General features: G+C 31.6%; 36 protein-coding genes. 1 reads left to right on the forward strand and 35 read right to left on the reverse strand.

Annotation, left to right across the window (positions count from 1 at the left end):
• Nucleotides 1-54 precede the first annotated feature (54 nt).
• The 22 genes from MK115_RS03490 to MK115_RS03595 form a co-directional block, all read right to left on the reverse strand.
• On the reverse strand, nt 55-513 hold the full coding sequence (locus MK115_RS03490; protein ID WP_287609321.1) for an HNH endonuclease family protein: 459 nt from the start codon (nt 511-513) through the stop codon (nt 55-57).
• On the reverse strand, nt 513-743 hold the full coding sequence (locus MK115_RS03495) for a hypothetical protein (protein WP_287609322.1): 231 nt from the start codon (nt 741-743) through the stop codon (nt 513-515). Before MK115_RS03495 ends, MK115_RS03490 begins: the two co-directional genes overlap by 1 nt.
• Complete coding sequence (locus tag MK115_RS03500) at nt 730-852, reverse strand: hypothetical protein (RefSeq protein ID WP_287609332.1); 123 nt, start codon at nt 850-852, stop codon at nt 730-732. Before MK115_RS03500 ends, MK115_RS03495 begins: the two co-directional genes overlap by 14 nt.
• Nucleotides 852-1,256, reverse strand: coding sequence for a hypothetical protein (locus MK115_RS03505; protein ID WP_287609334.1), 405 nt, complete (start codon nt 1,254-1,256; stop codon nt 852-854). Before MK115_RS03505 ends, MK115_RS03500 begins: the two co-directional genes overlap by 1 nt.
• Before the next feature lie 98 nt (nt 1,257-1,354).
• A complete protein-coding gene (locus tag MK115_RS03510) occupies nt 1,355-2,647 on the reverse strand; it encodes a DnaB-like helicase C-terminal domain-containing protein (protein ID WP_287609335.1) in 1,293 nt (430 codons plus the stop codon).
• Between the two features lie 19 nt (nt 2,648-2,666).
• Entirely contained in the window at nt 2,667-2,846 is a 180-nt protein-coding gene (locus MK115_RS03515) for a hypothetical protein (RefSeq protein WP_287609337.1), read from the reverse strand.
• 35 nt (nt 2,847-2,881) lie between these two features.
• Nucleotides 2,882-3,097, reverse strand: a complete 216-nt coding sequence (locus tag MK115_RS03520; RefSeq protein WP_287609339.1) for a helix-turn-helix domain-containing protein — start codon at nt 3,095-3,097, stop codon at nt 2,882-2,884.
• Nucleotides 3,094-3,552, reverse strand: coding sequence for a hypothetical protein (locus tag MK115_RS03525; protein WP_287609341.1), 459 nt, complete (start codon nt 3,550-3,552; stop codon nt 3,094-3,096). The genes MK115_RS03520 and MK115_RS03525 overlap by 4 nt, the downstream gene beginning before the upstream one ends.
• 53 nt (nt 3,553-3,605) lie before the next feature.
• Nucleotides 3,606-4,232 carry a hypothetical protein gene (locus tag MK115_RS03530; RefSeq protein WP_287609343.1) on the reverse strand — a complete coding sequence of 209 codons (627 nt, stop codon included), beginning with the start codon at nt 4,230-4,232 and terminating at the stop codon, nt 3,606-3,608.
• Complete coding sequence (locus tag MK115_RS03535; RefSeq protein ID WP_287609344.1) at nt 4,220-4,675, reverse strand: DUF3310 domain-containing protein; 456 nt, start codon at nt 4,673-4,675, stop codon at nt 4,220-4,222. The genes MK115_RS03530 and MK115_RS03535 overlap by 13 nt, the downstream gene beginning before the upstream one ends.
• Nucleotides 4,668-5,147 carry a hypothetical protein gene (locus MK115_RS03540; protein ID WP_287609346.1) on the reverse strand — a complete coding sequence of 160 codons (480 nt, stop codon included), beginning with the start codon at nt 5,145-5,147 and terminating at the stop codon, nt 4,668-4,670. Before MK115_RS03540 ends, MK115_RS03535 begins: the two co-directional genes overlap by 8 nt.
• Complete coding sequence (locus MK115_RS03545; RefSeq protein ID WP_287609348.1) at nt 5,147-5,440, reverse strand: hypothetical protein; 294 nt, start codon at nt 5,438-5,440, stop codon at nt 5,147-5,149. Before MK115_RS03545 ends, MK115_RS03540 begins: the two co-directional genes overlap by 1 nt.
• Nucleotides 5,440-5,901, reverse strand: coding sequence for a hypothetical protein (locus MK115_RS03550; protein WP_287609350.1), 462 nt, complete (start codon nt 5,899-5,901; stop codon nt 5,440-5,442). The genes MK115_RS03545 and MK115_RS03550 overlap by 1 nt, the downstream gene beginning before the upstream one ends.
• Before the next feature lies 1 nt (nt 5,902).
• Nucleotides 5,903-6,358, reverse strand: coding sequence for a hypothetical protein (locus tag MK115_RS03555; RefSeq protein WP_287609352.1), 456 nt, complete (start codon nt 6,356-6,358; stop codon nt 5,903-5,905).
• 169 nt (nt 6,359-6,527) lie between these two features.
• Nucleotides 6,528-6,740 carry a hypothetical protein gene (locus MK115_RS03560; RefSeq protein WP_287609354.1) on the reverse strand — a complete coding sequence of 71 codons (213 nt, stop codon included), beginning with the start codon at nt 6,738-6,740 and terminating at the stop codon, nt 6,528-6,530.
• A gap of 55 nt (nt 6,741-6,795) precedes the next feature.
• Nucleotides 6,796-7,101, reverse strand: coding sequence for a hypothetical protein (locus MK115_RS03565; protein ID WP_287609356.1), 306 nt, complete (start codon nt 7,099-7,101; stop codon nt 6,796-6,798).
• Entirely contained in the window at nt 7,094-7,267 is a 174-nt protein-coding gene (locus tag MK115_RS03570) for a hypothetical protein (RefSeq protein ID WP_287609357.1), read from the reverse strand. The genes MK115_RS03565 and MK115_RS03570 overlap by 8 nt, the downstream gene beginning before the upstream one ends.
• 59 nt (nt 7,268-7,326) lie before the next feature.
• Nucleotides 7,327-7,518 (reverse strand): hypothetical protein, encoded by a 192-nt coding sequence (locus MK115_RS03575; RefSeq protein ID WP_287609359.1) that lies wholly within the window; start codon nt 7,516-7,518, stop codon nt 7,327-7,329.
• Nucleotides 7,496-7,966 (reverse strand): hypothetical protein, encoded by a 471-nt coding sequence (locus MK115_RS03580; RefSeq protein WP_287609361.1) that lies wholly within the window; start codon nt 7,964-7,966, stop codon nt 7,496-7,498. The genes MK115_RS03575 and MK115_RS03580 overlap by 23 nt, the downstream gene beginning before the upstream one ends.
• Nucleotides 7,944-8,105, reverse strand: coding sequence for a hypothetical protein (locus MK115_RS03585; RefSeq protein WP_287609362.1), 162 nt, complete (start codon nt 8,103-8,105; stop codon nt 7,944-7,946). The genes MK115_RS03580 and MK115_RS03585 overlap by 23 nt, the downstream gene beginning before the upstream one ends.
• Before the next feature lie 25 nt (nt 8,106-8,130).
• The gene (locus tag MK115_RS03590; protein WP_287609364.1) at nt 8,131-8,637 is read right to left on the reverse strand and encodes a hypothetical protein; all 507 of its coding nucleotides are present in this window, start codon (nt 8,635-8,637) and stop codon (nt 8,131-8,133) included.
• 19 nt (nt 8,638-8,656) lie between these two features.
• On the reverse strand, nt 8,657-10,150 hold the full coding sequence (locus tag MK115_RS03595; protein WP_287609366.1) for a hypothetical protein: 1,494 nt from the start codon (nt 10,148-10,150) through the stop codon (nt 8,657-8,659).
• 1,287 nt (nt 10,151-11,437) lie between these two features.
• Between MK115_RS03595 and MK115_RS03600 the strand changes: the two genes are divergently transcribed.
• Entirely contained in the window at nt 11,438-11,701 is a 264-nt protein-coding gene (locus tag MK115_RS03600; protein WP_287609368.1) for a hypothetical protein, read from the forward strand.
• Between the two features lie 14 nt (nt 11,702-11,715).
• On the opposite strand, the gene MK115_RS03605 is transcribed toward MK115_RS03600, so the two are convergent.
• From MK115_RS03605 to MK115_RS03665, 13 genes are all read right to left on the reverse strand, one after another.
• Nucleotides 11,716-12,756, reverse strand: coding sequence for a zinc-dependent metalloprotease family protein (locus MK115_RS03605; protein ID WP_287609369.1), 1,041 nt, complete (start codon nt 12,754-12,756; stop codon nt 11,716-11,718).
• A gap of 43 nt (nt 12,757-12,799) precedes the next feature.
• Entirely contained in the window at nt 12,800-13,255 is a 456-nt protein-coding gene (locus MK115_RS03610) for a lysozyme (RefSeq protein WP_287609371.1), read from the reverse strand.
• Complete coding sequence (locus tag MK115_RS03615; RefSeq protein ID WP_287609373.1) at nt 13,245-13,424, reverse strand: hypothetical protein; 180 nt, start codon at nt 13,422-13,424, stop codon at nt 13,245-13,247. The genes MK115_RS03610 and MK115_RS03615 overlap by 11 nt, the downstream gene beginning before the upstream one ends.
• Nucleotides 13,411-13,941, reverse strand: a complete 531-nt coding sequence (locus MK115_RS03620; protein WP_287609375.1) for a DUF262 domain-containing protein — start codon at nt 13,939-13,941, stop codon at nt 13,411-13,413. Before MK115_RS03620 ends, MK115_RS03615 begins: the two co-directional genes overlap by 14 nt.
• Nucleotides 13,942-14,151: 210 nt before the next feature.
• On the reverse strand, nt 14,152-14,430 hold the full coding sequence (locus tag MK115_RS03625) for a hypothetical protein (protein ID WP_287609377.1): 279 nt from the start codon (nt 14,428-14,430) through the stop codon (nt 14,152-14,154).
• Between the two features lies 1 nt (nt 14,431).
• A complete protein-coding gene (locus tag MK115_RS03630) occupies nt 14,432-14,689 on the reverse strand; it encodes a hypothetical protein (protein ID WP_287609378.1) in 258 nt (85 codons plus the stop codon).
• Nucleotides 14,682-15,188 (reverse strand): hypothetical protein, encoded by a 507-nt coding sequence (locus MK115_RS03635; protein WP_287609380.1) that lies wholly within the window; start codon nt 15,186-15,188, stop codon nt 14,682-14,684. Before MK115_RS03635 ends, MK115_RS03630 begins: the two co-directional genes overlap by 8 nt.
• Before the next feature lie 171 nt (nt 15,189-15,359).
• On the reverse strand, nt 15,360-15,491 hold the full coding sequence (locus tag MK115_RS03640) for a hypothetical protein (RefSeq protein ID WP_287609382.1): 132 nt from the start codon (nt 15,489-15,491) through the stop codon (nt 15,360-15,362).
• 296 nt (nt 15,492-15,787) lie between these two features.
• Nucleotides 15,788-16,273, reverse strand: a complete 486-nt coding sequence (locus tag MK115_RS03645) for a hypothetical protein (RefSeq protein WP_287609384.1) — start codon at nt 16,271-16,273, stop codon at nt 15,788-15,790.
• Nucleotides 16,274-16,275: 2 nt separating this feature from the next.
• Nucleotides 16,276-16,626, reverse strand: coding sequence for a hypothetical protein (locus MK115_RS03650; protein WP_287609386.1), 351 nt, complete (start codon nt 16,624-16,626; stop codon nt 16,276-16,278).
• Nucleotides 16,627-16,650: 24 nt separating this feature from the next.
• On the reverse strand, nt 16,651-17,286 hold the full coding sequence (locus MK115_RS03655; RefSeq protein ID WP_287609388.1) for a hypothetical protein: 636 nt from the start codon (nt 17,284-17,286) through the stop codon (nt 16,651-16,653).
• 15 nt (nt 17,287-17,301) lie between these two features.
• Nucleotides 17,302-17,739, reverse strand: coding sequence for a hypothetical protein (locus tag MK115_RS03660; RefSeq protein ID WP_287609389.1), 438 nt, complete (start codon nt 17,737-17,739; stop codon nt 17,302-17,304).
• 7 nt (nt 17,740-17,746) lie between these two features.
• Nucleotides 17,747-18,382 carry a hypothetical protein gene (locus MK115_RS03665; RefSeq protein ID WP_287609391.1) on the reverse strand — a complete coding sequence of 212 codons (636 nt, stop codon included), beginning with the start codon at nt 18,380-18,382 and terminating at the stop codon, nt 17,747-17,749.
• Nucleotides 18,383-18,389: the final 7 nt, after the last annotated feature.

An 18,389-nucleotide genomic window follows, 5' to 3' on the forward strand; every position in this document is an offset into this window, starting at 1 on the left:
TCCAAGTTATATTATTAATTATACCCAGTGAAAAGATTTTTTGTCAATTTATTTTTATTTCTTTGGCAAATAATCAGAGTATTTATTTCGCAAGGCATATAAATCAAGGTCAGTTAAACCAGATTGCTTTACCTTCTGTTCCTTCTTCTCTTCACCCCTGAGATCGCTAAGTTGAGATTTCAACTTTTCATCAGTTACAAAATAGTGAGGCTTCTTGTAGTCAAACTTAATAGTACCCAACTTCACCAACTTTGAAACATATTGAATTAATTGACTGTGTATCTGCTCATGCTCACTAGGTGTTAACATTGCCATATTTTCAATCTTGTTATTAGACCTATCCCAGTCAATATGATGCTTCTGCAAATCATCCCTATTGAGCTTGGATTCTAAGCCCATACTTTTATATTTTTCTTTAATTTGCTCATCACTAGGGTATTTTCTAGGCTTACTCTTATCCCATCTTTCCAAGTATTCTGGATAAAATATCTTTTTCTCTTTCGTGCGAACCATTAATAACCTCCAATCACCTTAATTTCTTGAGTTTCCACACCCTTATAATTTATAGGATTATCAAACTTAAAGAATACACAATCAACATCTCTAACGAAATAATCGCATGCTGTTCTTAAAGTCATATACTCCTTATTTCTCATATTCCATCTTTGCAGAGTTGCAACTTTTTGTCTCTTAATTTCTTTTAAGTAATCCTTAGCTATCTGAAGTTTTTTAAATCTTCCCATCTTTCACCCCCATTTTATAAATAAATGCACCTAAAACAAAAGAAGATAAGCATTGCACCATAATAAGCACACCATTAACTATCTTCGCTAATAAAACTGGATCTTGCATTAGTAGCCACCTCCAGAAAGATATTTATTGTCGTTATAACCACTTGGTGTCACTGTATAGCCCGTATCAACCGAGTCACTATTCCTGTTATACATCCTTCTTTCTTGTTGCATAGCCTGTTCACTAGCAAACATAGCTCGCTTATTTTCAGTAATCGAATGATCAGTAAATCTAAGCCTCTTTTTTAAGTCCTCAATACCTTCAACCGCTCTTTTATCAGCAGTTAACCATTTCTTTTTATTGGGTAAAGAAACTTGATTTCTATAACTAGTTAAATCATGTAACTTTCTTTGAATAAGTAGTATCTCAGGATCGTTAGAATTCTTAACCCTTACATGCCTTGCGCTAACCGAACCCAAAACGCAAAGGCTTGTTAAACCTACTGCAGCTATCTTTTTAAACATTTTAATTACCTCCAAGTTTTTGTAAATGTTATTTCTATTTATGTTTTACCCTAACATAAACTTTTTTAACACTTTTTAGAAACTTTTCAGTAATTCTTTTACACTAGTACCATTGGATTAGTTTCCCTTAAATACTGTTCAGCTTCATCTATTTCAGAAATATCACCGTGCTTTATATTAAAGTTAATCCATCTACTTGGTATATCGTCAAGACCAGTTCTGTTTTTCAAGACATCAATTATTCGCATATTAGAAGGGTCTGGCAACTCATCACACTTACGAATACCTAAAACTAAATGTGCTATCTTTCCAAAATTGTCAGTATCGGAGAAATTCTTTAAACTCAAAGGCTTGTTTTCGTTAGCCTCCCTGTTCACTTGAGAAGTACAAATTATACAAACCTGGTATTTCTCAGCAATAGCTTTCAACCTATTCAATACAGCTTTAACTATTTCGTGATCAGCTTTCTTGTATGTAGGTTTATTGTCTAACTTGAACAAATAAACAGCATCAATGAAAAATATCTTAGGTTTTTTCTGGGCTATCAATCTTTCAATATCTCTTATACACAATTCATGAGCATCACCGTATTTAGCTGCATTAATAAACCATAAGCGATCTTCAGCAAGTCTAGGTTTTAACTCTTCATAAGTCTTGTTTAGCAACTGCCAGGCACGGCTACAAAGCATTTTTTTAGTAAACTTATTAGAATCCAACCTAGCACATAAGCAAAGTATTCTATCTACTAACTCTTTAACACTCATTTCACCAGAGCAGCAGCCAATACTGTGACCTTCAAGCCATGCCTCTTTGAGCATGTGAAGCATGACATAAGTTTTACCTCTCCCCATTCTTGCGCCTAAAACAATTAAATTACCCGGGTAACAGCCCCCATTTAAGTCATTTAAAAAATCAAACCCTAGTGTATAACCATTAGAGCTAGGTTTAAATATATTCTCCTGATATTCACTTAAACTGCTTACTATTTCAGTATCAAAGTCACTAACTACGTTTTCAGGGACTAAAGTATCTATTTTTTCAACAGTATGACGAATAGAGTCTAACGCACCAGGAAAGTTATCTTCTTTAATTTGTTTATTTACATTTGAAAAATTCTTATTAAATAAATCCTTTTTGGTATGTTCAATAATTAACTCTAAATAGTACTCAGGATTATCAATATCAAAGTCATCAACACCAGATAAATTAAATTTAGTTTCAACCTCAGTAAGTTTAGGCAACTTTCTATACTTGTCAAAATATAGGTTAACAAACTCATACAAAGCTTTTTCAGGCTCATCTATGGAGTGCTTATCTATATCAAATAGCTTAAAGCCTTCTAAACTATTTTTGTTAATACAAGCTACTACAAAATTTTCAAATAAACTCAATTAATTACCTCCAAGTAAATTATTCGTTTTCTTCATTTATGGCGCTAGAGTTACGCCTATTATGTTCAGCTTCTAACCACCGCAAACAAGTCACAGCTTTGTTAAAAAGCTCTTGATCTTCTACATCCTCAGAATACTTAAGTTCACATAAAGCATTGTGGTGTAACTGAATTTGATAATCAAGCTCACTATAACTCAAAAGCTTAACACTGGTTTGGTATAATCCACTTTCTTCTACCATCTAGACCACTCCTTTATCTCAGCTTGCTTATGAGCATAAATTATTAACTGAGTCTCATTTTCTAAAAAAAGTTTCTTTTTTAATTCGCTACAAAGCTTACTTAATGCACCATGGGTGTAATTCATCAATTCACCTATTTGCTTTCTAGTTCTACCTAATGCATAATGCTGAAGAATTAAAGCTTCTTCATTTGTTAATTCTATATTCATGTAATACGTACCGCCGATTTTCTAATCATTTTTTCAAAAATAGTTTTTTCTTGCGTTTCATATTCAGTTAAACAAATACAAAATTTAATAGTCCCTAAGTTCCTTCTAGTAAAACTCTCAAAAGATTTACGGTCATAAAAGTCTAACTTACCAATATCCTGAAAAGTGAAATCTTCAATACCAATAAACATATTATTGCCTAAATCACTTCTATGAAAATCCTCTGATCTTCCACGCAAAATATCAATTAACTCAACTAAATAAAAATTAGTAACTTTACCTTCGCACTCCTTAGCTAATGAAATTAAATCACGATAATAAAGGTTATAAATACTAGGCTCAATACCATGATAAAAATTGACATCATTAAAAAGAGATTTAACAGAATCTTGAGAGCAAGTTACTGGCTCATTATGATATCTATATGGAACTCTTATTTTTTGAAAATCAAACATTTATTTACCTCCAAGTTATTTATATTTTACCGCAAGAAAAGTTTTTTGACAAATTATTTTCCTAGCCATTGATCAACCATTGCTTGAGCTATACCCGGGAAAGTCTTAGAGCGTATCTTAGCCCTTTCTGCTTTTGGTGCATTACTGTACCACTCAGGCATAGACTTACCATTTTTAATCTTTTGCCTTGGTGGTGGTTCTACTACATTCGTGGCTTTAAGCTTAGGTAAACCTTGTAGCCATAAACAAGTTCGCTTTTCAAAAGGATCTCCAAATTCATAAGGTTGAATAATTTGATCTGGCTTTCGCCAAACTGTACTTATGACTCCAACTGGGTTTTCTATTGCAATTTTAGGACAGTTCGTATTAATAATTCTAAGAAAAAAAGCTATAGCTTTATCTCTGAGCTTAATCCTCTTTTCTGCTTCCTTGCCATACTTTTTGACATTAAACCAGCGATTACCAGTTACAGTAAGATAAGTGCAAGGTGGAAAAGCTATTATCATATCCCAAGTTGTTTTTCCAAGCAAACCAATTAAATCTTCTTGTAAATGCCACTCAGGATGCCCACCTGAACAAGGTTCTATGTCGCAACTATAAGCTTCATGCCCAGCCGCCCGGGCACGCTTACAAACTTCTTGAGATTCCTCGCAAGCTACTAAAACTTTCACCTCATCCACTTCCCAGTTTCTGCTCTATGTAAATAATTTTGAGCTTTCTTTAGTTCAATGTCGATATCATCTTTTTGACCAAGCCTAATTAAATACTTTTGAGCAAATCCAGTCCAAAATCCTTTAAGTAAGATTTTTTCTTGATTTTTATTCATATCAGGAAAAGCTATCTTTGCAGTTTGAAGAAACAACTCCTCCATTACTACAGCGGTATCAAAACTCTGGCTGTGATAATGGCTAGGGTTTATTGGTTGAGTCTCTTCTTTTTCTTGCTTTGCGCTATGCTTTTCTAAAACTTCGCCTATCTCTTTATCTGAAAAAGCACGATCACCACTAGCTTTATAGCGATCTTTATAAAATTCATCAAATTGCTCTTGAGTTATAGCAACTTCTTGCGCCTTCGCTTGTGCAGTTGAGATATTACCACCATCACCAGTATTTATTTCACTCACCTTCATACTCCTCTATAATCTTTTGAATTCTAGGCTTAAAATAGTTTTCACCTTTTAAAATCTTTCCAGTCTCAGGGTCAAACTTTACTGAACCATCAGCGTTAGCTTTGCTTAGATTAGATTCGCATACTTCATCCAGTAGTCTTTCTAATAACTTATATCGCTTAAATCTAGCCATCTCAGGCTTATAATACTCCGTAATCTGCAAAGCAATATTATAAGCAATAAAAATTACATCTAAACATCCATCTAGAATACCTGCAAACTCCTCATCCTGAATTTCTTTATAAGCAAATCCCAAGCGACCTTCCTGCTTTTCATTTAAAGAAAAATTGTATAAAGCATCTTGAGTTTCACCTACTTCCTCTTTTAAAAAATTATTAGCGTGCTTCAGAGAACTATCTAAAGCCCCTTTATATTTCGGACTACCCTTTATAAACTTATCTATAAAATCTTGTATCTTAAATAGCATTACTTATCTCCATTAAATTTTTCAGCAATCATCTTGCCAACTTCTTGCAAAAACTTCACCACAGACTCATGTAAACTAGTTGCTGTTAATATTGGTGCTTCAGCCACTTTCTTTACATCATTTAAAATATTTGGGTCACGCGACATAATACCTAGTGCAGCTCTGTTTTCTTCTTGATTATTTATTATTTCACCTAAAGCCTGCATTGCTTGTCTAGCCGCTTTAGCTTCACTTTCCAATTTAGTAAATCCTAAAATTGCATTATCTACTGACTGCTCCAATGTTTTTATCATTATCTTCTTTTTCTCCTTAGAACTTCATCAATCTCTATAATTTTCGTCTCATATTTTTCAATAGCTTCTTCTAGCCTTCGATATTCAGGCTTAGTGCAACCTTCTACATGATAATTCTTCAAAAACTTATAATTCCCTAAAAACCAAGGAATGGTTATACATTGAGTCTTCCTAACTAATATCTTTTTAAAATGAATTAAACTATACTCTAAAGTACTTAAAAACTCACCTGCATCAACTAAACCACCAAACTTTTCGAATCTTGCCATCTCACTAAAACTAGGTTGATAAGTTACACCTAAATGATCAATATTTCCTTTAATTAAATAATCAGATAATGGAAACTTTTTAGGCTTAGACTTGCTAGGTAATTCCACTTGCTGAGAAAAGTTAAGTGCTTTATCTTCACTTATCTTAATTAAACTTACTTCTTTAATGATTTTATGTTTAGGTCTTTTCAATTTACTTATACATCCCCATTACTTCATTGAATTGTTGTTTTGTTTCCTCTAAACGGAATTGACAACACCAAGTAAAAGCAGAAAGTAGAGAACAGGACACACCTTGGTCAACGGCTTTGTTGAAATAAAGGTTTTTACCTGCTGCTTTTTCCCACCTTCGCCCTACAGCGAAGCGAGAGTCCTTAGAGGTTAAAGAAGGTAAACACGCTTCCAGTATCGGATATGGAATTACTGGAACATAACTATTATCTAAAATTTCACACCAATCAGTCATCCTGACGTGAACACCTTGGTCTTCTTGAAATTGAGTGAAAACATAGTAAACAGTGTTGTTTATGTATTTTGTATAAGCACAACAATTATCATTATTTACAAACTTCTCACATATATTACTAAAGTCAAATCCTAGTTCTTTAATCTGCTTAGACTCTTCTAGCGAAGTCTCGTACTTAATCATTTAAATCCTCCTTATTAAATAAAACAAATAGCAACCAAGTCCCAAGAGAAATAAAGCCAGTTAATAGCGAAAAATCAAAATTACCTTTACTGCTGTAGATACCTAACACCCAAGCCACGTTAAAAGACATAAGTAAATGAAGTAAAAAGTCCCTAAGTTTGCGCATTTATCACCTAACCTTTTTAACCTTTAAGGTAAACTCATCACCGCTAGACTCTTCTAACTTTCCACTAAGTGAATTAACTTTAGTTTTCCTACCAAGTCTATTCCACACCATACCTATTACTTTTTCAACGTCGTGACGTTCATCTGATTCAACGCTAGACATATCCAGTCTAGTAGAATAACTAATTAAATGAGTCAACTGGTTCACTAATGCCATTTGTAAACAATCTAACTTTTCATTTTTAATACCATTTAAAGATTTTTCTATTTTTTTAAGATCCATTTTTAAGCTCCTTTTTAATACTAACTATCAATTCTCGACATTCAATTAGGTCACTTGTTAAGCCCTGTTTTTTATAAATACCAAGTCTATTGTTTTTCAAATAATCCTCATACCTTTGAGTATCTTTTTTCAAAGCAGTATAATACTTCTTTTTTCTAGCTTTACCTTTTTCTGGATTCTCTAATCTTTCTTTACTACTTTTAAACTTATAACGACAAAAGTCACTACAAAACTTTTTATGAGAGCGACCATTGTCGTCAAATTCCGTATCGCAACAAATACAATTTTTAATCACTAGACTTATCCTTGTTGCCTACAAAATCTTTAATATTTTGAGCATTACCACACCCTGAACGCATTGCATCTAACTCAATTTTATAAGTGTTTATAATACCTGTAGCAGCTTTACATATAACATGTGCATTCTCATGCTTCATAACACCCTCTCTAACTTCACCCAACGTATCCCATAACTCACTTCTTAAATTACTCGATGTTAATTTCTTCTTATTTTTTTTCATTAATTTACCTCCAATTTATTTTCTGAAAACTGTTTATTTAACAACCAATCCCAAACACAAGTAAAAAGTGTCTCTCTACCTGCTTTAATCATTGCTTTTTGTTTAGGTTTTAAAATAAAACCCTTCTTAAAAGTAATACCTACGATCTTCTCAGGACTTAAACCCTTTTCAACCAATTTGTGTAAAACCATCTTTAGTTCTCCCTCTAGGTTTTGAAAAATCATACTTCTTTTCTAAGCTTGCTAAAGCATGAGTCCCTATATTAAACTTTGCGCATGTTTCCTTTTGAGTATGAGTTTTTCTAAATTCCATAATTTCATCATTTAAAACTTGTTTACGTTTATCTCGCTTATACTGACATACCTCTTTTTCCACTGGAAACATTTGATTAAATATTTGACTTACGTAACCAGTAGAAACATTTAATTTTTCCATAGTCTCTCTATGGCTACAACCCTCTAAAAGTAATTCTTTACACTTATGGTTCTTTTTACCTACAAAATAACGACCAATCCATATACTAGCCACTATAGAAGATTGAACACCTAAGCACTTACCTACATACTCTGGAGTATAACCATGTTCTTTAACTTCAAGAATCTGCTCTTCAATAGTTTTACTTTTGTCTCTCTTGATCATGCTTTGCCTCCAATCTCTTATGATTTTTCTTTAATTGACGAATTAACTCTTCAAAAGATATTCCAAAAGCTCTAGTAAACCAAAGGCAATTAGAATATAAAACTTGCATATGTTCAGGATTAATTACTTTCTTTTTCAATTTAATGACCTCCAAGTCTATATTTTTATTTGTTTAAATTTTCTCTTAATAATTTTAAAATTTCATTGATTTTATTACGATCTTCTTTACTTGCTACAGTATTTCCAAACTTGTGGAAAAAAGTCCAATCAGCTTTTTTTGTTTTCTTTTGCTTAATATTAATTCTAAACTTTTCAATACCATTAACAAAAAAATAATCAGGGTATTTCATCCACTGGTTTAAAGTACCATCATTAATTAAATCTTGAACCACTTGCGGTAAATGAACCCTGTCCGCTATTACTTTTTCTTTGTAGTTAAGTCTGCTTTTTTCTCTATCAATAGCATTTTTAGTTTTTTTCACTGATTCCATTTGATTTCTAATGGCGTTATCATTCTTTTCAACCTTATTAAAAAATGCTTTTCCATTTCTTTTATCATTCATTGGTTGACCATTAGTTTGCTTAATATGATCAAAACAGTTGTCGAATCTTCTATCTAATTCTTTTTCTTTTTTCTCTAATGACTTTTCCAATAGTTCTAATCTTTTCATAACTTAATGACCTCCAAGCCTACTTATATTCTACCACGGATAAAGATTTTTTAACAACTTTTTTATTTAAAAACTTTAGTTTATTTTCTTCTTCCTTTAATCTATAGTATTCATGAGCTTCAGCTAACTTTGATAAATTCTCATCAATCACACTAAAATTATCAACAATCAAACCTTTTTCTAAATAAATCTCACAAAGTAACTTATAACCTACCTGACTAACTACGTGAACTTGACCTAAATTAAATTCTTCAGAAATTCTCTTATCAAGGTTATAAATTATAGATTTACGCTCATACCAATTAGCTTCAATAAATCCTCTTAAAGCCTTTTTAATATAAAAATTGCGTTTACTAATATCGTCTGGTGCAGTAAACGCATAAGCTCTACAAAACCATTCAGAGACTATTTCTAAAGCTCTATCTTTTTGAGACTCGCTAGCAGCTTCTAAATAGCTATAAGCTTCCAAACCTTGATCCCATTTTTTATCTAAATTATCAGTACTCCCAAAAACACTTAAGTTACTTTGATTCCTATAAAAATGTTCACCACGTTCTTGAACTAACTTAATAAACTTAGAATCACTAAAATCCCAACTATCCGGGTTTTTCGGACAGTTCAAAGACAAAATAGCTTTTTCTAAACTTGATTTCTTGTTACCCTCAGACTCTTTAAAAGCCTTACCTGCGCTTAATATCTTAGTATTCTCACTTAAATAGTTATCTCCTGGAGCAAATACGAAATTCTTTTTACAGCCTGAACCTTCACGAATATCAATCACTTGTAAGTTTCTTAGGTTTTGAAGATTTCTAATAACAGCAGAGCAAGAAATATTAACGTCACGAGCAAGTTCATTAAAACTAGAAGAATGAACCCATAACTGCTCTAAAATACATTTCTTGAAAAGAAATAAAGTTATCCTGATACCCGAGTTAGACATAGAGCCAAGCAAATTACTAATATTTTCATAAAACAACCTACAAATAGTCTCATAGTTAAGCTCATAATCTTTACTAACTTTCTCTAAAAACCTAGTATCAAACTTAGTACTTATTCCTTGACTATACAAAAAAGATCTTAATCTTTGAAAATCTACAGCATGAGCATAGCTCTGCTCACCACTGGAGACACGTTTAATAAAACCAAGTTTGATACACTCTTGAAAACCAATAGAACAGCTATTAGAGCTATTAAAAACATCACATTTAGTATAACTAGATCGCTGGCTAAAAATCTTCCACTGCATGCCATCTTTAATTAAAATGGTCTTATGAGCCGTATACAGTAAAGCCTTTAACCCATTAGGGGATAACACACCTTTAGCTACTAAATAAACACTTTGACAAAGCAGAAAAAGCATATAAACTTTAGCCTTAAAACTAATTATATTCTGATTATTAATCCACTTAACAAATCTTGGATCATGCCACTGCGCTAAATAAGCAAGCTTTTTGTTAACCTCTAAGGGCTCTCGCTTGGCTGTTGTTATGTCTTTTAGTTTTAAAATTTTCATAGTTTTGATGATTAAATTAACTAGCTAAATTAAATATACCACGGTTTTAAAAGTATTTAAAAACAAAAAAAAGAGAGAGGACCATCAAAACTAAAACCTCTCTCTATGAAAACCCATTAATGCTAGTTAAGGGCGCTGATATATTTACAATTTACCACAAAAATATAAACTTTTCACGTAAACTTTATAAATAATTTACAAAAATCCTAGAGGGTAATGGAAGCTCAGAAAAATCACCCCCTAGAATTACAAAACATATTAAACTACGAAAAATAAAAAAGTCAAGGTCACTCATAAAAAAGTTTATGACCGCTCACGACACAAAAAAAATTAACAAGAAAAAATTACCGATTCAGGCGGAACTATAAAAATTACATAATTTTGTATATAAGCTATCGGATACTAACGTATCCTGCCAGCGATACACTTTTAATTTCCTGTATAACCTCATCCTTCTTTTACAACGATCAACTCAATTCCAACGACCACCCCTAACTTATCTTTATTTTTATATTTATCTAAGGAATATTTATTACTTGTGTTTCTATTTTGGCACAAACAATCTAACTCATGTCAAAAACAGAAATTAGTAATTTTAATCGTTGCAAAAATAAAAAGTAGGTTCTCGCCGTCGTTTCAAAAACGCAAAACTATGTATTCCCTAACAAGAATCAAACACTAGTCAAATAAAAATAAGCACACCTAGCCTAACTATTACCCATATAACGGGCATGTAATTAAATAACGATCAAATAAAACTATGAGTAAAAAATCTAAAAAATTACCTATTTTACGAAACTATGAGTAAAAATCTCAATATTTTACCTACATAAAAAAATCCCTCAGAATAAGCTGGTTAAAATCTGAGGGATTCATGAATTTAATGATAAAGATAGGAGTAGGCTCCTGATAAAAATATAAAAGATTTATGAATAGTTGTCAATAGAATTCTTTAATGAAATTCTTCAAAAAAAAAGCTCCTAATTTCTCAGGAGCTTTATAACACTAGATCCAGTAGGTTGAGGTGAGCGTAAAACGATCCTCCTTTATTCCTCCTGTAAGTAACACTATACTTTATACTTACTCACTTTTATACATTTCAGTATAAGTTTTTACAAGAAAAATAGTACTATCTACGATTTGCTTGAAAAAGTTCAGGAAACATCGCATCGGACTTGTGGTAATAATACCGCTTCGTATATAGTATTTTACCACAAATATGCTTGCAAATCAAACGACTTACTTATTTCTTATACATAAGAATACCACAAAAGGCGGTAAGTAACAATGAATAATGAAGGCATACTACAAATTGGGCTTAATGAAGCTAAGCTTGAATATGAAAAATGTTGCAAGAAAAAAGCTGATTTAGAAGCCGAAATTAAATCCATAGAAGGTGAAATATCGTATTTGAACAATATTTTGTCTTTAAGTGGTGTTACAAAATACAATTTTATTAAAAAGCTAGATGGTGCTTTTGCTAATAATTCTACTGATAGCAATGCTGAACACTTGGATAAAAGTACAGATGATGAGATTGACACATTGTAAACTTATTTTGAAAATTAATAAACAATAATATCTTCAGTTTCTATTTCGTTAAGATTATTAAATAATTTAACTTGAAGTTGACCAGCCTCTTTAACTTTAAACCCCATTTTTTTTAACTTTTTACTAAGTTTAATTTTATTTCTTTTATTAATATCAATTTTACCGATACGTAAAGGCTTTGTAAGGTTAGAAACATCTTCAGGATTAGGTAAATTATTTTTAGTGGACTTAGGTACTATATAAACATTATAAGTATCACGAAATGAAGGTAATCTAATTTCAGCAGTACCAGTTTCTAGATAACCAATAGCGGTAAGGTATCCATCCTTGTAACTACTTGGGTTAAAGTTTTCAATAGCAGGTATATTCTGTCTATTACTCATGAACAGCAAATCAGCACCATTGTATTCAGCTAAATTATCGTTAGTTAAAGTGAAAAAATCATAACGCTTATCAACATAATGATAAAAATAGAACTTATCAGAAAAATTCATTTCATCAAAATGTAAGTATGGTCTAGCTCCATAACTCATGACTTGATCAACAGCAAGTAATTTATTTTGATTGTTTAGCACCCACTTTTTTTTCTTTTTAGTTAAGCGGTAAGTACTTTTAGGACTTTCATGCCCTAACCCTAAACTATGTCCAAGTTCATGAACTAAAACCCCTACATTTTCAGGCGTAACAATTAATGGGACTAAAGAATATCTTACATTTCCATCTTGATACGCAATTGTTCCACTTGAATAATAAGCACCACAATTACAAAAACTAAAATCATCATTATTAAAGTTAACAACGACTAAATTATTACGCACTCTTGTAAAGCGATCGACTTCTCTAATATTTACATTAGTAATTGCATAATATTTCTTAACTTCAGTTTCAATTGTTTTTTGAAACTCTTTACTAAAACTCTCGTCAATAACTAAACCACTGATATCAACATCTGCTCTATAAAAATACTGCCCCCTATCCCACCAAAGCAAATTCTCTGCACTTACTTGATTAAAACCAATAAATAAAAGACATAAAATTAATAACGATCTGTACATCGGTATTTCCCCGACATAAATATAACATATAAAAGTTAAGGGATTATAAAACCAAATAATTATCGAAATATTCTTGATAAATACAAATTTTAGATTTAGGTTTTTCCATTAATAAATCAGTTTCAATCTTACGTCTCTTAACTAAACCTTTGTTACCGTTATTAGTATATTTACGCATAACCCAGCTAGCGGCAGGCTTCTTACCTTCAGCAACTAATAAAACTGATTTCTTGCAAGCACCTAAACCTACGTTATAACAAAAACTAACTAAAGCATTATGCTCATTCTCATTTAAGTAAGGTGCATGCTTTTTAACGAATTTAGATCTTTTAGCAACATCTTTTTCTAAACGTTTCTTAGCTTCACTTTCTGACACTTTCTCTTGTGCATAACTAGCTTGAGTGCCATAGCCATTAGTCCATTGAGAATGATCCCAGTAAGCTACAGGATGAAAGCCTTCAAATGAGATTATTAATGCTAATAGTGTTTTAGTTATCATTTGATTGCCCAGCAGACTCCTTATCACTATCTAAAATAGGTCTAAAAAACTTTTCATAATCTTCTAAAACTTCAACCAACTTATTATGCGCTTCAACCAACTTATTATAATCACGACCATATACATATCTACGTTCATTATCTATTTTGTCTATTTTATTTATTTTCATTTTCTTGCTCCAATAACTTACTCACTCTTTCTATCTCTTCAGGAGAATGCTTTACACCACAAGTATTCAACGTTAAATAAAACTGTAATATCTCCCTACGTGTTTTAAAAGTAAATACTTGATAGCTAACCTTTAAACTTCTTTTAATTAATTTCCAATCCTCAAAATTCTTAAAATAGTAACCAAAGGCTTTAAGTTCATTATTAATAAACTTTTGTAAAGCAGTGATTCTCTGAAGTCCATCCAAGCATACTGTTTTTGAAACTTCAGTCCAGTCATTCCATTGAGGGTTATTAAAACAAAAAGTACTAGCCGTTCTACCACCTTTTAATAAATACTCAATATAACCTACTTGATCTCTTTCTGACCAAACATGCCCTCTTTGAAAATCAGGATTTAAATCAAGGTTATCTTCTTTTAGCCATTGAGGTATTAATTTAGTGCAAAAATAATAAGCCTCAGAATCATAATGAAACCTAGCTGTTGGTATTTTTTCTATGTCTTGATACTTAACCATAAACTACTCTAACTCCTTCTTTTCCTATAAAATCTTTAGCCTGCTTACCCATAAAAGCCTCTGACGGTTTATATTTAATAGGTTTACCTGAATAATCTTTAATTACTATGTATTTTATTTGCATAATTTAAAATTTAGTGATCACTTGCTAATACTTGCAATTTTGTAAATTCACTAACTAAGTGACCACTAAAACTTGTTTTTTAAAACTTATCTCCAAAATCGCCAAGTTTGATCATAAACATCCTTAGCATGAGTATCATTTTCTAGTAAATAGCTAATTAACCGATCTATATCTTTAATTTTCTGCTTAAGTAAAGCTCGTTTTTCTAACTTCATAGGATGTCGTAAACACCATGGATGCCTCAAACGACCAGATAACTTTGAAATATTCTCGTAAGTTATACCCATGTCCAAAGCAAACTGATAACTATGTTGAAGTTGGTGTAAATCATCTACTAAATCTGCTGCACTGAAAAATCTAGGCATATTAACTAACCCCCTCAATAACTTTCATAAATATATTCTTACGAACATGCTCGACTAAGCTATCACAGTTACAAATATAAAATTCAGTTAAATCAAAATTAGTAGCTTCAATTTCAAAATCTTCTACTGGAGACTGACTATTCAAAGAATCTACTAAATTACTACCATCAGGGGAAACATGAAAGCCAATCATGTGATCATCAACAATAAAGTCTATACATAAACCTACAGAGTTTTGATTAAATATTACTTTATTCACTCCCAAACTCCTTTATCTTACAGTCATGATAAGCAGAAACTGATAAAAAACTCATGCTGTTAGGTAATTGAAACCATGCCGTAGGAACTTGAACTTCAACAATATAACAATTTTTCTTACGATATAAAGGTGCATCATTAATTTCAGCTACAGTTCTATAAGGAATACCACCTTTACCAGTATATTTATATTTAACCCTTTCACCATCTGGAGTGCAAACTAAATAAGTCCTATTCTTCTTTAACCAACTAAACTTCTTTTCAAACTTTTGCTTTTCTTTTTCACGCATAACAGAACCAATTACACGACCCTTACAAAGTTTTTCATCGTTATTATAATATTCCATAAGATATGGGCTTTGATTAATCCAAACCTCTGATTCCTTAAGTTTAAAAAGAGTTCCTTTTTTTTTAGATAATTCCTGTAAATATTTTTCTAAAATCACTTTTTCTTTTTTATTAAGTAAATCAATTCGATCTACTTTTTCAATATCAATCATTAGAAAAACTTCCCAGCATTAAACTTAAACTCTAAACCTAAATCATACTTATGACACATTACACTCAAAGTGTGACGATTCTTAAAATATGCTTTTGGATTATCTAATATTATTTGACCGTATTCGATATTAAATATATCTTTACCAATCTTAAACTTTTTATTTAATAAATTAACCACTTACAGACTCCTTTTTATTAAGTAAAGAATCTATAACTTCAGATACTGAAATACCTTGTTCATGCGCTAATATCTGCAATACACCTATATTAAATTGTTTTAAATTTAAACCTTCTAAGTTCATAATTTAATTACCTCCAATATAATTATACCACCAGCAAAAATAAATTAACAACTTTTATTTACAAAAATGTAATTTCTGATATTATGTAATTAGGGGTATCCAACCTTATTTGATATCTTGAAATACGCACAACGAATAGGCATTGGAGATACAGACCATGCCTATTTTTTTGTTAAATAGACAAAAAAAAGAAGCCCCAGAGGGCTTCAATACTTGGAGGCAATTAAATCGTTAGATTTACTTGTTTTCACAAGAAGTCTCACGCGACTTAATCACTGATTTCAATATAACATACTCTAACCTAATAAGTCCAACAATTTAGCAGCGGAATGTGAATTTTCTACTAAACCTAAGCCAATTAAAAGATTACTAGCTAACTGCTCATTTAAATTAAGGGTCAACCTAGTATGATCAACTTCAAAGCTCTTTTCCAAGATTGTAGAAAAATCTAACTTCTTAGAAAAACTTAAATGGCGTAAAATTACATGCTTTGAAATATCTTGAGGTAAAACTCTTCTAGCTGTAAATAAATCGTGATCATCATAGTAATAAATGTGATCTTTATATAGTATAGATACATTAGATACAGGAACCTTAAATATAAGCATCTTCATAGCATCAAAGAAACTATTCGGCTTGCTAGTGAACCCTAAAGTAACTACATCAGGGTTATATTTATCCCTATTTGCAATTAAAAAATTATACTTCTTAATAAACAAGAATATATAAACTAAGCAAAATAAAACAATTAATAAATAAGCCTCAATATCACTAATATTCATAATTACCCCCCATTACTAAAATATAAATGACAAGCTAAAGCTTCAACAACAAAATATAAACTTGCTAAAAGTTTTAGCAGCCAATTAGAAGTTTTAATTTTTAAAATTAAATAGCCTAAAAGAAAAAGATACTTAAACCATAAAAAGAAATCAAAGCAAAACCATGCTTGATCTATCGGTAAATTTCTTGCAAAAAAATTAACAAAACTACAGGTTATTAAAACTAATATACAGAAAAAATCAAGTTTAGTGCCATGGTGGTTTGCCTCTTCTATTTCCTCTCTTACGACCTTTTGAGTCTGTAGAGCCACCTTTGCGAGGCTTTCCATATCCTGATTGACTTTCTCTGACATTAAAACTGTTAATTCCTAACATAATTAAATAATACCAGTAAAAGAATTAAGATAACTTAAAAGTGAATGACCACTACTAATATGAAAGTCTAAAAACTTACCTACGTGAAGGAATAGAGAGTTTACAAAGCGTTGATTCAAAGGCTTTTTAGATACAAAATCTTTACTATTCCAGCAATAATAAAGAGTTTTAATGTTAATTCCGTAAATATACTTTTGTACATGCCTCCTAAATAACCAAGGAAAAATAGTACTACCTAATGGGCTGCCAAAAGAATAAAAAGTATTAACATTAATCGCGCTCTTAGCAGTTCCACTTGTCAAAGCAATAATAGTACCTAAGCTATGAGCTAAAATATCAACTTCATAACCTTGAGCGGTTAACTTCTTAACTTCTGAATTAACCGCTCTACAAGCCGCTTTTCTATGTTTCTTCGAGAATAAATATCTAAATGGATCACCAAAAGTATCAACAATACCAATGAAACTAGTAACACCAAAAGTAAACTTTTCAAATAAACCATCTAAAGCCTTTTCGGTCTTAGCAGTTACCCATTTATCATAATCATCTAAAAGGAAATCACTTTCAAGTAAAGAATCCTCAATATAGTTGTTCTTATTGGATATACCTTGAACTAAAACTAGTGCTTTCTTTTTCATAATTATTAAAAAAGTTTATGCCGTGTCACCACATAAACTAAATTCACTAGCTGTATAACCCTTAAGTGAAACACAAGCATATTGACCAGCTAAAGAAGAGTGTCCCTGTCTATTATTGACAGTAATACCACCATCACCAGCAACAGAAACAGTTCCAGCTCCTAACTGGATCAAATCGCATTTAAAACCAGTACCTAAACCACTTGGAACAGTAACAGTTACAGCAGCAGCATTATCTAAAGTAACTATCTTATTATGATCACTAGTAAGCAATGTATAACTAGTTCCAGTCTGAGCATTAACAGCTAAGCGCTTACCCTGAACTCCAGAACTTAAATCACTCCCCTTAATAAACTTATCAATAGCTTCCCCGTTTTTACGAATAAAAAAACGATCATCATCTCCCAAGAGGGTAGTCTGAGTAATTCCCCCAGTAGCACCTAAATTAGCCATAGCATTATTATACTAAGCTTTTGGAACCAATTAAAGTTATCTTTAAACCAGCACCAGCAATTGTAGAGCCAACCTGATCAATATCTATAGTAATCTCACCATCATCAGCAATATTAGGATCTGTAATAGTAGCTGGAGTTGTAGCACTTTGACTAGTCTTCTCGCCTGCATCAATACTCAACTTATCGCCTAAAACACTTACACCAGCTTCGTTAATATCAATAATCAAATCAGCATCAGTTGGAGCAGTTGTTACACTCGCCCTAACACTCTCTAAAGTAAATAAATGAGGCATTCTAAAAGTAAACTTATTAGTCCCTGTAGTAAGTGGCGTAGTTTCATCTCCAATATCTAAACGAATATACTCACGATTAGCACCAACAAGTAACTCATCAATCCTATCAATAGCAGCCTGGACATCATCACCAGTAACTAAATCCATTTGAGCAGTTCCAACACTTACAGCAGCTGCGCTATTAAGCGTGCCACTTAAAAAATTAGTTATAAAATCATTAACAGTAATTCTTTTGACCTGCTTAGCGCTTTTATCAATAACCATTAATTCATCATTTGCAGAATCATAAGCTAATAACTGAGGTATATCCCCTGCGTATCTTCTTATATTTGGATTACTCGTATTCATAGTTCTA

Source organism: Prochlorococcus sp. ALOHA_ZT_50 (genome assembly GCF_022447305.1).
In the GTDB taxonomy this organism is placed as follows: Bacteria; Cyanobacteriota; Cyanobacteriia; order PCC-6307; family Cyanobiaceae; genus Prochlorococcus_A.

What these genes read in the sequence shown, in the direction of transcription:
- MK115_RS03605 (WP_287609369.1), bottom strand. Translation starts at nt 12,756, where the DNA reads ATGTACAGATCGTTATTAATTTTATGTCTTTTATTTATTGGTTTTAAT.
- MK115_RS03615 (WP_287609373.1), bottom strand. Translation starts at nt 13,424, where the DNA reads ATGAAAATAAATAAAATAGACAAAATAGATAATGAACGTAGATATGTA.
- MK115_RS03655 (WP_287609388.1), bottom strand. Translation starts at nt 17,286, where the DNA reads ATGAAAAAGAAAGCACTAGTTTTAGTTCAAGGTATATCCAATAAGAAC.
- MK115_RS03540 (WP_287609346.1), bottom strand. Translation starts at nt 5,147, where the DNA reads ATGCTATTTAAGATACAAGATTTTATAGATAAGTTTATAAAGGGTAGT.
- MK115_RS03525 (WP_287609341.1), bottom strand. Translation starts at nt 3,552, where the DNA reads ATGTTTGATTTTCAAAAAATAAGAGTTCCATATAGATATCATAATGAG.
- MK115_RS03500 (WP_287609332.1), bottom strand. Translation starts at nt 852, where the DNA reads ATGCAAGATCCAGTTTTATTAGCGAAGATAGTTAATGGTGTGCTTATT.
- MK115_RS03505 (WP_287609334.1), bottom strand. Translation starts at nt 1,256, where the DNA reads ATGTTTAAAAAGATAGCTGCAGTAGGTTTAACAAGCCTTTGCGTTTTG.
- MK115_RS03635 (WP_287609380.1), bottom strand. Translation starts at nt 15,188, where the DNA reads ATGATTGATATTGAAAAAGTAGATCGAATTGATTTACTTAATAAAAAA.
- MK115_RS03495 (WP_287609322.1), bottom strand. Translation starts at nt 743, where the DNA reads ATGGGAAGATTTAAAAAACTTCAGATAGCTAAGGATTACTTAAAAGAA.
- MK115_RS03640 (WP_287609382.1), bottom strand. Translation starts at nt 15,491, where the DNA reads ATGAACTTAGAAGGTTTAAATTTAAAACAATTTAATATAGGTGTATTG.
- MK115_RS03560 (WP_287609354.1), bottom strand. Translation starts at nt 6,740, where the DNA reads ATGGCATTAGTGAACCAGTTGACTCATTTAATTAGTTATTCTACTAGA.
- MK115_RS03545 (WP_287609348.1), bottom strand. Translation starts at nt 5,440, where the DNA reads ATGATAAAAACATTGGAGCAGTCAGTAGATAATGCAATTTTAGGATTT.
- MK115_RS03555 (WP_287609352.1), bottom strand. Translation starts at nt 6,358, where the DNA reads ATGATTAAGTACGAGACTTCGCTAGAAGAGTCTAAGCAGATTAAAGAA.
- MK115_RS03600 (WP_287609368.1), top strand. Translation starts at nt 11,438, where the DNA reads ATGAATAATGAAGGCATACTACAAATTGGGCTTAATGAAGCTAAGCTT.
- MK115_RS03610 (WP_287609371.1), bottom strand. Translation starts at nt 13,255, where the DNA reads ATGATAACTAAAACACTATTAGCATTAATAATCTCATTTGAAGGCTTT.
- MK115_RS03490 (WP_287609321.1), bottom strand. Translation starts at nt 513, where the DNA reads ATGGTTCGCACGAAAGAGAAAAAGATATTTTATCCAGAATACTTGGAA.
- MK115_RS03520 (WP_287609339.1), bottom strand. Translation starts at nt 3,097, where the DNA reads ATGAATATAGAATTAACAAATGAAGAAGCTTTAATTCTTCAGCATTAT.
- MK115_RS03645 (WP_287609384.1), bottom strand. Translation starts at nt 16,273, where the DNA reads ATGAATATTAGTGATATTGAGGCTTATTTATTAATTGTTTTATTTTGC.
- MK115_RS03650 (WP_287609386.1), bottom strand. Translation starts at nt 16,626, where the DNA reads ATGTCAGAGAAAGTCAATCAGGATATGGAAAGCCTCGCAAAGGTGGCT.
- MK115_RS03590 (WP_287609364.1), bottom strand. Translation starts at nt 8,637, where the DNA reads ATGAAAAGATTAGAACTATTGGAAAAGTCATTAGAGAAAAAAGAAAAA.
- MK115_RS03575 (WP_287609359.1), bottom strand. Translation starts at nt 7,518, where the DNA reads ATGGTTTTACACAAATTGGTTGAAAAGGGTTTAAGTCCTGAGAAGATC.
- MK115_RS03595 (WP_287609366.1), bottom strand. Translation starts at nt 10,150, where the DNA reads ATGAAAATTTTAAAACTAAAAGACATAACAACAGCCAAGCGAGAGCCC.
- MK115_RS03620 (WP_287609375.1), bottom strand. Translation starts at nt 13,941, where the DNA reads ATGGTTAAGTATCAAGACATAGAAAAAATACCAACAGCTAGGTTTCAT.
- MK115_RS03660 (WP_287609389.1), bottom strand. Translation starts at nt 17,739, where the DNA reads ATGGCTAATTTAGGTGCTACTGGGGGAATTACTCAGACTACCCTCTTG.
- MK115_RS03625 (WP_287609377.1), bottom strand. Translation starts at nt 14,430, where the DNA reads ATGCCTAGATTTTTCAGTGCAGCAGATTTAGTAGATGATTTACACCAA.
- MK115_RS03580 (WP_287609361.1), bottom strand. Translation starts at nt 7,966, where the DNA reads ATGATCAAGAGAGACAAAAGTAAAACTATTGAAGAGCAGATTCTTGAA.
- MK115_RS03665 (WP_287609391.1), bottom strand. Translation starts at nt 18,382, where the DNA reads ATGAATACGAGTAATCCAAATATAAGAAGATACGCAGGGGATATACCT.